At 62.4% G+C, this 13,630-nt stretch carries 5 protein-coding genes; 2 read left to right on the top strand and 3 right to left on the bottom strand.

Annotated features, from left to right (window positions below):
• Positions 1-268: 268 nt before the first annotated feature.
• Complete coding sequence (locus tag CF161_RS28985) at positions 269-463, bottom strand: hypothetical protein (protein ID WP_020300192.1); 195 nt, start codon at positions 461-463, stop codon at positions 269-271.
• Positions 464-760: 297 nt separating this feature from the next.
• Here CF161_RS28985 and CF161_RS28980 point away from each other — a divergent pair, with 297 nt between their 5' ends.
• Both CF161_RS28980 and CF161_RS28975 read left to right on the top strand, forming a co-directional pair.
• Positions 761-9,451: a GH36-type glycosyl hydrolase domain-containing protein gene (locus tag CF161_RS28980; RefSeq protein ID WP_020300191.1), complete on the top strand. Its 8,691-nt coding sequence runs from the start codon at positions 761-763 to the stop codon at positions 9,449-9,451.
• A 75-nt stretch (positions 9,452-9,526) separates the two neighbouring features.
• Positions 9,527-10,258, top strand: coding sequence for a Crp/Fnr family transcriptional regulator (locus CF161_RS28975; protein WP_020300190.1), 732 nt, complete (start codon positions 9,527-9,529; stop codon positions 10,256-10,258).
• A gap of 1,391 nt (positions 10,259-11,649) precedes the next feature.
• Here the strand turns inward: CF161_RS28975 and CF161_RS32970 are convergent.
• On the bottom strand, positions 11,650-12,396 hold the full coding sequence (locus CF161_RS32970; RefSeq protein WP_156882754.1) for a hypothetical protein: 747 nt from the start codon (positions 12,394-12,396) through the stop codon (positions 11,650-11,652).
• Positions 12,393-13,630 (bottom strand): hypothetical protein (locus CF161_RS33240; RefSeq protein ID WP_020300189.1); only part of this gene is annotated, 1,238 nt, incomplete at its 5' end. The genes CF161_RS33240 and CF161_RS32970, both read right to left, overlap by 4 nt.

Genomic DNA, 13,630 nt, shown 5'->3' with positions numbered 1-13,630 from the left:
CCAGAACCCAATAACCCGCCAAGCAGCCCGCCCAGGCCCCCCAGCCCGGCGGGACCACCCCGGGATTGCGGGCTGGCGCCGCCCTGGGAGTTGAGCGAGGCCTGGCCGGCCCGCAGCAGTTGTTCCAGCAGATCACTGGTGTTCATAGCATCGCCCTCATGGATCGCGCGCAGCGAAAAAGGCAACGATAGCCCTCGCCGGCCAATGCGCCATGACCGTCCGGCCGGGCCTTGCGCAGTGATCCTCAGTGTGGGGAGCCCGTGCCGCGCTAGGTGCGTGGGGGCGGCTCATTGAGAAACCGGTTCCAGACCTTGTACGCCTCGTGCTGGCGGCGGTTGGCGATCTCCCATTCCGGCCCTGTCAGTTGGTGTGCAGAGACCAGTTTCATCATGTCGCAGGTGGCCGCATCCAACTCAATCAACAGTTGATGGGACCTGTACCTGAAATCGTCGACGTTGTTCATGGTGGGGTACGCCTGTGACCGGGGCCGACTTCGCAAATGACGAAGCCATGCACTCGGCACAAGGTCGACAACGGCTGGGGGCGATTAATTGTCATCGCCCGATAAACGGTCGCGGGCGCCTTATACGCCAGCCGCTCGTCTATGTTCGCCAGCGCACAGACACCTTCCCCCCAGCTGGACAGACTCAGACCCTGAGAAGCTGCGTCCCGCGAGGTCTGGCAGCCGATAACGCCCGCCTCGCTTATTGCCCCCGCTCCGGCGCTTCTCCGGTCGGAGGCACGCTATGCCAAGGAAAACATGGACAGTCATTGGACCCTCAAACTCTTTCGGTTCTGGCGTCTGCCTGCCGTCCATTACCGCCAGTGGAGCGAATCGCGGCGCAAGTTCGAATATGAACCGCTGCTGCGCTCCGAGCTGTTCAGCGCCGAACAGATGGCACACCACGGCACCCTGCTGGCGCAGCAACATCGCCTGAGCCCAGGGAACACCGCCGATACCCTGCTAGCGCGCCTGGCCGACAACGAGGCGACCCTGGCCAGCAGCTGCCGGGCCCTGACGGCTGCGCCCCTGTCCTCGCGCCGCGCGACCCCGGCCGCCGAATGGCTGCTGGACAACTACTACCTGGTGGAAGAACAGATCCGCACCACCAAGACCCATCTGCCGCGCGGCTACAGCCGGCAATTGCCGCGCCTGGCCGAAGGCCAGTCGGCGGGCCTGCCGCGGGTCTACGACATTGCCCTGGAGACCATTTCCCATGGCGATGGCCGGGTCGACGGCGACAGCCTGGGGCGCTTCGTCGAGTGCTACCAGAGTGTGATGCCGCTCAAGCTCGGCGAGCTGTGGGCGATCCCAATCATGTTGCGCCTGGCCCTGATCGAGAACCTGCGGCGCGTGGCCTCCCGGGTCATGGCCAACTGGGACGACCGCAACCTGGCCAACGACTGGGCCGATCGCCTGATCGAAACCGCCGAGCAGGACGCCAAGAGCGTGGTGCTGACGGTGGCCGACATGGCGCGCTCGGGGCCGCCGATGACCTCCTCGTTCGTCGCCGAACTGGCGCGCCGCCTGCAAGGGCAGAACGCCGCGCTGGTGCTGCCCCTGGCCTGGATCGAACAACTGCTGGGCGAGTCGGGGCTGAACATCGAGCGCCTGGTGCAACTCGACGCCCAGCAACAGGCTGCCGACCAGGTGTCGATCAGCAACAGCATCGCCAGCCTGCGCCTGCTCTCGGCCACCAACTGGCGTGAGTTCGTCGAGCGCATGAGCCACGTCGAACAGGTGCTGCGCAGCGACCCGGCGGGCCTGTATGAGCGCATGGATTTCGCCACCCGCGACCACTACCGGCACCGGGTCGAACGCCTGGCGCGGCAATGCCCGCTCAGTGAAGAGCAGGTGGCGCGCATCGCCATCGACCTGAGCACCAGCCAGCCACCACAGCCCCCCGCCGCCGTGGCCAGCCATGTCGGTTACTACCTGGTCGGCCCCGGTCGCGGCGAGCTGGAGCAACGCATCGCCGCACGGGTGCCCCTGGCCCAGCGCTGGCAGCGCCTGCTGCAACGGGCGCCCTTGAGTTTCTTTCTGCTGCCGGTGGCGCTGCTGTCGCTGCTGTTGGCCTGGTCCTTTATGCAGTCGGTGCACGAGGACGGGCATGAGCTTTACCTGCTGGCCCTGCTGGCACTGCCGACCCTGCTGATGAGCAGCCGCCTGGCGATCGGCCTGATCAACTGGCTGGTGACCCTGACGGTGGCGCCGTGCATCCTGCCGCGCCTGGACTACAGCGAAGGCATCCCGGAGCAGGCGCGAACCCTGGTGGTGGTGCCGACCCTGATCGCCAACGCGGCGGATGTCGAAGAACTGGTCGAAGGCCTGGAAGTGCGCTTTTTGGCCAACCGCGACCCGCACCTGCATTTCGCCCTGCTCAGCGACTTCATGGACGCCGACAGCGAAGTGCTGCCCGAAGACGCCGGCCTGCTGCAACTGGCGCAGCAGTTGATCGAAGGCCTGAACCGCAAATACCCGGAGGCCGAGGCCGAGCGCTTCTTCCTCCTGCATCGCCCACGGCGCTGGAACCCGGCCGAACGCAGCTGGATGGGTTACGAACGCAAACGCGGCAAGCTGGCGGAACTCAACGCGCTGCTGCGTGGCCAGGGGCGCGAGCGCTTCGCGCTGATCGTCGGCGATATCCAGGCCCTGCCCCGGGTGCAGTACGTGATCACCCTGGACACCGACACCCAATTGCCGCGCGATGTGGCCATGCAATGCATCGGCGCCATCGACCATCCGTTGAACCACCCGGTGTTCGACCCGCAGACCGGGCAGATCAGCGCCGGCTACGCGATCCTCCAGCCACGGGTCGGCATCAGCCTGCCGAGCACCGCGCGCTCGGCCTATGCCCGGCTGTTCGGCAGCGATGCCGGGGTCGATCCCTACACCCGTGCGGTGTCGGACGTGTACCAGGACCTGTTCGAACACGGCTCGTTTATCGGCAAGGGCATCTACGCCGTGGACGCCTTCGAGCATGCGTTGCAGGACTGCTTCCCGGATAACCGGGTGCTCAGCCACGACCTGATCGAGGGCTGCTACGCCCGTTCCGGGCTGCTCAGCGATGTGCAGCTGTTCGAGGAATACCCCTCGCGCTACAGCGCCGACGTCAAGCGTCGCCATCGCTGGATTCGCGGCGACTGGCAACTGCTGCCATGGCTGATGCCCTGGGCGCCCAAGGCCAGCGGCGGGTTCAAGCGCAACCGACTCAGCGCCCTGGCCTGCTGGAAGATCCTCGATAACCTGCGCCGCAGCCTGGAGCCCGCGGCGTTTCTGATCATGCTGCTGTGGGGCTGGTTCGGCGCCTCTGAACCCGTGTCCTGGACCCTGGCGGTGTTGATGCTGGTGTTGATCCAGCCGCTGTGCAGCGCGCTGCAGGAACTGATGCACAAGACCGTCGACGTGCCGATCGAACAGCACCTGGCGGCCGCCCTGCACACCTGCTCCCAACACTTCACCCGGGCCCTGCTGCCGCTGGTCTGGCTGCCCTATGAAACCTGGTACAGCCTGGATGCCATCGGCCGCACCCTGTGGCGCATGCTGCTGAGCAAGCGCCGGCTGTTGCAGTGGCAACCGTCGCGGGAAGTCGAGCGCGGCCACGGTCATTCCCTGGCCGGGCAATACCGCAGCATGTGGATCGCCCCGGTACTGGCCCTGATGCTGCTGGCATTGCTGCCGCTGCCGGCGCTGCTCAGCGCCGGGCCCTTTATCCTGATGTGGCTGGCCAGCCCGGGCATTGCCTGGTGGCTGAGCCGACCGTCGCGGCGTGCCGAGTTTCATCCCTCCAGCAGCGAGCTGCGGTTTCTGCAAACCCTGGCCCGGCGCACCTGGGCCTTCTTCGACCAGTACGTGGGGCCGGCCGACAACTGGCTGCCACCGGACAATATCCAGGAGCAGCCGCTGTTCGCCGTGGCCCACCGCACCTCGCCGACCAATATGGGCATGGCCCTGCTGTCGCACCTGGCGGCCCACGACTTCGGCTACCTGAGCAGCGGCCGCCTGCTGCAACGCCTGGAACAGAGCCTGGCGAGCATGGCCCAGCTGGAACGCTATCGCGGGCACTTCTACAACTGGTACGACACCCTGACCTGCAAACCCCTGCCGCCGCTGTATGTGTCGACGGTGGACAGCGGCAACCTGGCCGGCCTGTTGCTGACCCTGCGCCCGGGCCTGCTGGCCCTGGCCGATGCGCCGCGGCATGACTTGCGCCTGGCCAGCGGCCTGGTGGATACCCTGGACGTGCTGCAGGACGCACTGCACACCGCCGGCCTCGACAGCCGCGAAATCGAGGTCCTGAGCCTGCAGGCGCGGGCGATGCAACAACGCCTGAGCCACAGCGCCAACGGCTCCAGCGCACAGCTGCTGAGCCTGCTGGAGCAGATCGCCGCCCACGGGGCCGACAACGCGCTGGAGGGCGACGCTGAAGTGCTGTTCTGGCGTGCCGAACTGGCGGCGCAATGCCTGGACCTGCGCAGTGAACTGGAGCGCTTCGTGCTGCCCGCGCAACAGGATGGCAGCAACCTGCCGCCCCTGAGCTGGCGCCAGTTGGCCGAACTTGACCTCAGCCTCTGGGTGCCCGAGCAGCAACCCCGGGTCAGTGCCGTCCGCGCCCTGGCCAGCCAGCGCCTGGCCACCCTGGAGCAATTGACCGACCAGATCAGCGACCTGGCCCGCATGGACTTCGGCTTCCTCTACGACCGCCAGCGCAACCTGTTCGTGATCGGCTACAACGCCGACGAACGCAAGCTCGACGCCGGTTTCTACGACCTGCTGGCCTCGGAAGCGCGCCTGACCAACTTTGTGGTGATCGCCCAGGGCCAGTTGCCCCAGGAGGGCTGGTTCTCCCTGGGCCGCCTGCTGACCAGCAATGGCGGGATGCCGGTGCTGCTGTCCTGGTCCGGCTCGATGTTCGAATACCTGATGCCGATGCTGGTGATGCCCAACTACGAAGGCACCCTGCTCGACCAGACCTGCCGCGCCGCGGTCGCCCTGCAGATCGAGCACGGCAAGCAACTGGGCATTCCCTGGGGCGTGTCCGAGTCGGGCTACAACACCCTGGATGCCCAGCTCAACTATCAATACCGGGCCTTTGGCGTACCCGGCCTGGGCCTCAAGCGTGGCCTGGGCGAAGACAGCGTGGTCGCGCCCTACGCCAGCGTGCTGGCGTTGATGGTGGCGCCCCAGGCGGCCTGCGATAACCTGCAACGCCTCAGCGAGCTGGGCCTGGCCGGGCGTTTCGGCCTGTATGAAGCGGTGGATTACACCGAGGCTCGCCTGCCGCGCGGGCAGAGCCAGGCCATCGTCCAATCCTTCATGGCTCACCACCAGGGCATGAGCCTGCTGTCCCTGACCTGGCTGTTGCTGGAGCAACCGATGCAGCGGCGCTTTGAATCCGACCCGCAGTTCCAGGCCACCGCCCTGCTGTTGCAGGAGCGCGTACCGAAAACCGCCGCCCAGTACCTGCATGCCTCCAGCGCCCCGGCGGCCGATGAAGCGGCGCGGGTCAATGAGACCAAGCTGCGGGTGTTCACCGACCCCGACCGCAAGCGCCCGGCCCTGCAGCTGTTGTCCAACGGCCGCTACCACGTGATGGTCAGCAGCGCCGGCGGCGGCTACAGCCGTTGCAACGACCTGGCGGTGACCCGCTGGCAAGAAGACAGCACCTGCGACAACTGGGGCATGTTCTGCTACCTGCGGGATGTGGCCAGCGGTGCCTTCTGGTCCGCCGCGCACCAGCCGACCCTGGGTCGCCCCGCAAGCTTCGAGGCGATTTTCACCGATGCCCGCGCCGAGTTCCGCGTGCGCGAGCTGGACTTCGACACCCACAGCGAAATCGTCGTCTCCCCCGAGGACGACATCGAACTGCGCCGTCTGCACGTTACCAACCGTGGCCGCACCCGGCGCAGCATCGAACTCACCAGCTACGCCGAAGTGGTGCTGGCGTCGGCCATCAGCGATGCCATGCACCCGGCCTTCAGCAACCTGTTCGTGCAGACCGAACTGCTGGCGCCGTTGCAGGCGATCATCTGCACCCGCCGGCCGCGCGCCCATCATGAAACCCCACCCTGGATGTGCCACCTGCTGGCCGCCCACGGCGTGGACATCGACGCCATTTCCTACGAAACCGACCGCGCGCGCTTTATCGGTCGTGGTCGCAGCGTGGTGGCGCCAGCGGCCATGGAACCGCAGATTGAGCAGTTGTCCGGCACCGCTGGGCCGGTGCTCGACCCGATTGTGGCGATCCGCTGCCGGATCACCCTGGATGCCGGGCAGACCGCAACCATCGACTTCGTGACCGGGGTCGCCCAGAGCCGCGACAGTTGCCTGCAACTGATCCACAAATACCGCGACCGGCACCTGGCCGACCGGGTCTTCGACCTGGCCTGGACCCACAGCCAGGTGCTGTTGCGCCAGCTCAATGCGTCCCTGGCCGATGCCCGGCTGTTCGAGCAGATGGCGGCGTCGATCATCTACGCCAACGCCACCCTGCGCGCCGAAAGCAGCCTGTTGCTGAGCAACCGCCGCAACCAGTCGGGGCTCTGGGGCCAGGCGATTTCCGGCGACCTGCCGATTGTCCTGCTGCAAGTCGGCGACCTGGCCAACATCGAGCTGGTGCAGCAGATGGTCAAGGCCCACGCCTATTGGCGGCAGAAGGGCCTGGCGGTGGACCTGGTGATCTGGAACGAAGACCAGGCCGGGTATCGCCAGCAATTGCAGGACCTGATCATGGGCCTGGTGACCTCCGGCAGCGAAGCCAGCCTGATCGACCGTCCCGGTGGCATCTTCGTGCGCCCGGCCCAGCAGCTGTCGAGCGAAGACCGCACGCTGATGCTGGCGGTGGCACGCCTGGTGATCAACGACACCCGGGGCAGCCTCGCCGAACAGGTCCAGCGCCGGCGCGCCGACCCGCTCCTGGCGCGCCTGGAACCGAACCTGGTGCGCCGCGAGCGCCTGTCCCGGCAGCCGGTGGCGCCGCAGATACCGCAGTTGATCCTCGACACCCCTTTCGGCGGCTTCAGCCCCGATGGCCGCGAGTACATCATGACCCTGCACCCGGGCCAGCCGACCCCGGCACCCTGGTGCAACGTGCTGGCCAACGCCCGGCTGGGCACAGTGCTTTCCGAAAGCGGCGGGGCCTACACCTGGAACGAAAACGCCCACGAATATCGCCTCACTCCCTGGAACAACGACCCGGTCAGCGACCCCAGCGGCGAGGCGATGTACCTGCGCGACGAAGACAGCGGGCACTTCTGGTCACCGACGCCCCAGCCCTGCCCGGGCAGCGGCAGTTACCGCACCCGCCACGGTTTTGGCTACAGCGTGTTCGAGCATGAGGAAGACGGCATCCAATCCGAGCTATGGGTGTACGTGGCGCTGGACGCACCGCTCAAGTTCTCGCGGCTGATCGTGCGCAACCGCAGCGGCCGGCCACGCCGGCTCTCGGCCACCCACTATGTGGAATGGGTGCTGGGGGACCTGCGCAGCCGCTCGGCGATGCACGTGGTGACCGAAAGCGACCCCTTCAGTGGCGCGCTGTTTGCGCGCAACGCCTACTCCATCGAGTTCGGCGCACGGGTGGCGTTTCTCGACACCGATGCCAGCGACCGCAGCTTCAGCGGCGACCGCACCGAGTTCATCGGCCGCAACGGCACCCTTGCCGCCCCGGCAGCCATGACCCGGGCCAAGTTGTCCGGGCGTTGCGGCGGGGCCTTCGACCCCTGCGCGGCGATGCAGGTCGGGCTGGAACTGGCGGACGGCGAAAGCCAGGAAATCGTCTTTCGCCTGGGCGCCGAACGCGACGCCAAGGCCGCGACCCGCCTGGTCCAGCAGTACCGCGGCAATCGCGCCGCCGCCCTGGAGCTGGAAGCCGTGCACCAGCACTGGCGCAGAACCCTGGGCGCAATCCGCGTGACCACCCCGGAGCCGGCCCTGGATGTGCTGGTCAATGGCTGGCTGATGTACCAGGTGATCGCCTGCCGCTTCCTCGGTCGCAGCGGTTTCTACCAGTCCGGCGGCGCCATCGGTTTTCGCGACCAGTTGCAGGACAGCATGGCCATGCTCCACGCCGACCCGCAGGCCGCGCGCCAGCACCTGCTGCTGTGCGCCGCCCACCAGTACCCGGAAGGCGACGTGCAGCACTGGTGGCACCCACCGCAAAACCGAGGGGTGCGCACCGGCTGTTCGGACGACATGCTCTGGCTGCCCCTGGCCACCAGCCGTTATGTACAGGTGACCGGCGACCACAGTGTGCTCGAGGAAAAGGTCGGCTACATCGAAGGCCGCGCGCTGAACCCCGGCGAAGAGTCCTACTACGACCTGCCCGGCGCTTCATCCCTGGAAGAAAGCCTCTACCACCACTGCCAGCGCGCCATCGAGCGCGGCCTGACCCAGGGCATCCACGGCCTGCCGCTGATGGGCACCGGCGACTGGAACGACGGGATGAATCGGGTCGGAGAACAGGGCCGGGGCGAAAGTATCTGGCTGGGCTTTTTCGGCCATGAAGTGCTGGAGCAATTCGCCGCCATCGCCCGCCTGCACGGCGATGGCGCCTTCGCCCAGCGCTGCCATGAGCAGGCAAGCGCCCTGCGCAGCGCCCTGGATCAACACGCCTGGGACGGCGCCTGGTATCGCCGGGCCTATTTCGACGATGGCCAGGTGCTGGGCTCGGCGGCGAACCAGGAATGCCGCATCGACTCCATCGCCCAAAGCTGGTCGGTGCTCAGCGGCGCCGCCAGCCCCGAGCGCCAGCAACAGGCCATGGCCGCCCTCGACCAGCACCTGGTGCGGCGCGAGGCCGGGGTGGTGCTGCTGCTCGACCCGCCGTTCGACCAGGGCAGCCTGGACCCCGGCTACATCAAGGGCTATGTGCCCGGCGTGCGCGAGAACGGCGGCCAATACACCCACGCCGCCGTATGGGCGAGCATGGCCTTCGCCCGCCTGGGTGACAGCGCCAAGGCCTGGGAACTGTTGCGCCTGATCAACCCGGTCAGCCGCCGCAGCGCCGCGCAAGTCGACATCTACAAGGTCGAACCCTACGTGATGGCCGCCGATGTCTACGGCGTGGCACCGCATACCGGGCGCGGCGGCTGGACCTGGTACACCGGCTCGGCGGGCTGGATGTACCGCCTGGCCGTCGAGTCGCTACTGGGGCTGGTGCGCAGCGGCGACAGCCTGCGCTTCGAACCGGTACTCCCCGGCGACTGGAGCGGCTACAGCCTGGACTACCGCTTCGGCGCCAGCCTGTACCGCATCGAAATCAGCCAGCAACCGGGCGCGCGGCACAGCATCAGCCTCGATGGCCAACCGCTGGTCGAGCCATTGCTGGCGTTGCACGACGACGGCCAGGAGCACCGGGTACTGGTGATCAGCCCGGCGCCGCTGCGGCTCGACGCCCCGCAACCGGTGGGCACAACGGGCAGCGCCACGGCGTCGGTGCCAGGACCATGAGGGATAACAGACAGCGACGCCGTTGTGGACTACCCTGACGGCCCGGGAAATGGCTCCTGAAAGGTGGCGCTGCATATGCTGGATGGACACAAGCCACACCAGAACTACCTGCTGGCCGCGCTCCCGGAGCCGGTCAAGCAGCGCCTGATCCCCGACCTGGAGCCGATCGCCCTGCCCCTGGGCAAGGTCCTGTACGAGTCGGGGGACGTGCCGCGCTACGTGTACTTTCCCACCGACGCCGTCGTGTCCCTGCTGTATGTGATGGAAAGCGGCGCCTCGGCGGAAATCGCCGTGGTCGGCAACGAAGGGCTGGTGGGCGTGTCATTGTTCATGGGCGGTGAAAGCACCCCGAGCCGGGCCATCGTGCAAAGCCCGGGGCACGCCTTTCGCCTGCCTGGGCAACGGCTCAAGGACGAGTTCAACCGCCACGGCGAAATGCTCCTGCTGATGCTGCGCTACACCCAGTCGCTGATCACCCAGATGGCCCAGACCGCCGTCTGCAACCGCCACCACTCCATCGACCAGCAACTGTGCCGCTGGCTGCTGCTGTCCCTCGACCGCCTGCCCGGCAACCAGCTGATCATGACCCAGGAACTGATCGCCAACATGCTCGGCGTGCGCCGCGAGGGCGTCACCGAAGCCGCCGGCAAGCTGCAACGCCTGGGAGTGATCGAGTACAGCCGCGGCCACATCACCGTGATCGACCGGCCCCAACTCGAACAACTGAGCTGCGAATGCTACGCCGTGGTGCGCAACGAAACCGCACGCCTGCTGCCCTATTTGCCGGCCCACCGCCTGGGCGGCTAGGGGCTCGGCGCTGCGGGAGCGCACCTTGCGCCTGGGGGCGGTGTTGTGTGGGTGGGATCGGGGTTCTTTGCTGCATCGTGGAGGTTTCACCCGTTGTGGAAAATGGGGTGAACGTGTAAAGCATTGAGGCTCGCCTTTCAGTTGGTAATGCTCTGACCGCTACATAGTTTGGCCAGCCTCCTAAGCGATAGCAGCGATATGTGCACCTTAACTATTAATAACTGCATACAGCACCTTTGAACCGCCCCTTTAGCACGAGATAGAGTTCTCCATCAAAAAATCCGTACTGAAAAATACTTGAAACACGCTCAGCAAAACTGCTGTAGACGAGAAAACACTCTGCTTCCTGCCATGCACAATACGAAGCATCTACTTCCATTCGCTACTCCCCACTCCAAGCATTTCGGATTTTAGGATTCCCATTCAATAACTCAAGCGAACCCGTTTGTGTTTCTTTATTCGCCTTCAAGACTGTCGAAACGCCCGGGGCATCTACAAAAATCCCAAGATTGTATTCTTTACCTTCCAAGCTCCAATTTTGAAAGACTGAATACTCCACCCCTGAGCTCACGAAACTCAAGGTATATTCCCCCCCTCGCATCATTTACGATGCCACCGCCCCTAAAATAACCACTGTACATTTTAAGTTCTGCTTCTTCATCTATTCGATAAGCCGTAATCAGCCGTCCATATTGAGGCCGCCCAGATAGACCGTACACGTCTATAGCAACCATTTCTTTTCCAGCCCCACATCTTTGTAGATTCCGTCGCTGCCTTTTTAGCTACTTTATAAGAGGGACCATAAACCAACGGATATAACCAACCGATTTAAATCGACTTTTCACTTAAGACTACTGAATGAACATATCGAGCGAAAGCTCGCTTTCACTCGACCCTGGAGATCGGAGAGTACAACTAGAACGCGACATTTTTTCAGCGCTACACCTCGCCGCTCGAACAACTATAGGAACGGTTATGTTATCTGCGAGAACATAGCTTTCAACATAGATCGGACTATTGCACTGAGCGTTAAACCCGAGCTATTTACAGGCAAAGGGAGGGACTCGTAATTCTTTCCCTTCCTCATTAGCTCAACAAAATGCGCATATGAGCTCTCATATGTAAAGCAAGATAAAACAGTACTGAAAAACACTATACGTTGCACCCGACTCATATCTCGACCCCAGGCTAGTTAATCACACATTAAACACAAGACCTCCAACTTCAGAGCAGCCACCACTCTCAACGGCCTGTTTTATCAATTCATCTTCTAAAACAGCGCCCAATTACCCTCTCACTAGTTCGCCATACTTATTCAAGCCACAACCCGTCAAACTTCCAAATAGATAATACTTCTCACCCGGGCTAAATCTACAACTTATAGACCACCTCTAGCGATTCAAGTAGTTACTCCAATTGCACTTAACTCCCCCACCATCGGCCTGCAACGAATAACCGCCCGCTACCGGGTATAACACTTGATCCAACAACAGAATGGGAGCGCTATAACTAATGACATCACCCACCTTGGACCTAACATTTGGATCAATATTTAACTCTCGTAGCAATATTCCATTCCCCGCTACACACGCCTCAAGCAAAACCAAACTTCCCTCATAGCTTCGCCATGATGAAATTCGATCCATCTTCCTTACAAGCTCGCCCGCGGAGTTATACACCGCAATACTTGCCACAAGCTCGCGCCCCTCGCCATCGCCAACAAAATAGCCATCCCTGATAAATACGACATAATAACTCCCGCCCAACAACCGCACCGAAATTGGCTTCAAGCCCTTATTAACACCTTCCGTCAATCCAACTTCACCACGTACTTTGAACTCATACATCTTAGACGAAAGACAGTGAATGGAAAGTGGCAATGCGTTAGTAATCTTATAACTGTTCTCTCTATCTGAATCATCAGATTCGCTTTGAGAGCCCAACGGCGGGTAACGTTTAAACATCCTGAAGGTGCTTACTGAAAACCCATCATCATTGGCTATTGTTGCGTTGCGCCTCAGACTATCCGCACACAATTCAGCTTCATCACCAGTTGCTACAAAAGCAGCATAAGCCCTCACCTCCCCCCCTAGGGTCAATGCAAAAAAAGCTATCGAGATTAACATTTTAATATTCACTGCTTGATCTCTTTTAATTTTGGAGAAAAGCCCGCCACATGAAGATGATGGTAATGCCCTGGATAGTGAACAGTGCGCGACAGAAGCTTCTGCGTCCCATTTTTTGTATATTTCCATGCGTAATGCGTCCTCCAGCCAAACTTAAATAGCGCCTCATTAAGGCTATTCTGCCTTTCTTCATCCAGGAAGCTCACATCATTTGCCACATTAAGATGAGTTGAGACATTCCAGTTATTATCAAGCCGCATAAATTTGAAATCTCCATTTTCTCCATTTATATGAGATACACTTTCTCCAGGCGTCCCATCTACGTTGCTGAAGCCCGTTGACGCAACATCATCATATCCAACCTCCATCAAGGCTCCGATCAACGCAGCGAGCGCTGTTTGATTTAAAAACCTCCTACTTGTATCAACAAACCGAAACCCAAAGTTACTGGCTGGATTGGTCCCAAGTGTGGCGACATTCATCAAATATATAAAATCAGTCCCCGCTACTCCTTTCGTTATCCAACGCACTGCCTTCTGACCGATAAAAACACCAAAGTCATGCTCCTTATTATCGGATGAAATATAAATATACCTTGCATCTTTCATTCTTTCGGCTTCGAGCCCAACAGGGACTAAGCGCTCAATACGACCTGTTCTCTGGTAAATGCGATAAGTTACCATTGCGTCTGGAGTCGCAAGTCTTCCCACCAATCCAATCGGATGAAAGTGATAAACCTTCGCCCCCTCCGGCAATCCAATATCCGCCGCCACCTCCCCCCACCAACGCAATTTCATTACACAGTTCTTTTCCGCTTTCACATTGTCCATGGCCCACTTGCCAAGCTTGACCGCGATCTCGGAGATCACGCCGTACTTGCCGGCCCAGGACGGGACGTGCCATTCGCTGGTGTGATAGGCAATCAAGCCTCCCAGACGCTTTGCAAGCGCCCGGTTCTGCAAGGCGGCGTCCAGGTTTTCTTCACTGAGTTCACTCTGGCTGTTCAAGCCCATAAGTTGGCGGATGTGTTTGAAGAATGGGGTTTCTTCGGGTCGCTGGCCGCCTCTGAGGAAGTCGACGAAGGCGCTGGCGGTGCCGTCCCACCAGGTTCCGGCTTGGTTGCTGGCGGCGTCGACAACGTCGAAACCAGGCCAATGCCAGGGGGTCAGGCGGCGGTCGGTGTCTTTGGCCCAGCCGTGGACGATGGAGCCATCCGCTGCCAGGACTTGGACGTTGACCCAGCTCT

The sequence above is a fragment of the Pseudomonas sp. CF161 genome, from assembly GCF_000416215.1.
In the GTDB taxonomy this organism is placed as follows: Bacteria; Pseudomonadota; Gammaproteobacteria; order Pseudomonadales; family Pseudomonadaceae; genus Aquipseudomonas.
Note: the sequence above shows the minus strand (reverse complement) of the source record. Positions and strands in the feature narration are given on the sequence as shown.

What these genes read in the sequence shown, in the direction of transcription:
- CF161_RS28985 (WP_020300192.1), bottom strand. Translation starts at nt 463, where the DNA reads ATGAACAACGTCGACGATTTCAGGTACAGGTCCCATCAACTGTTGATT.
- CF161_RS28980 (WP_020300191.1), top strand. Translation starts at nt 761, where the DNA reads ATGGACAGTCATTGGACCCTCAAACTCTTTCGGTTCTGGCGTCTGCCT.
- CF161_RS28975 (WP_020300190.1), top strand. Translation starts at nt 9,527, where the DNA reads ATGCTGGATGGACACAAGCCACACCAGAACTACCTGCTGGCCGCGCTC.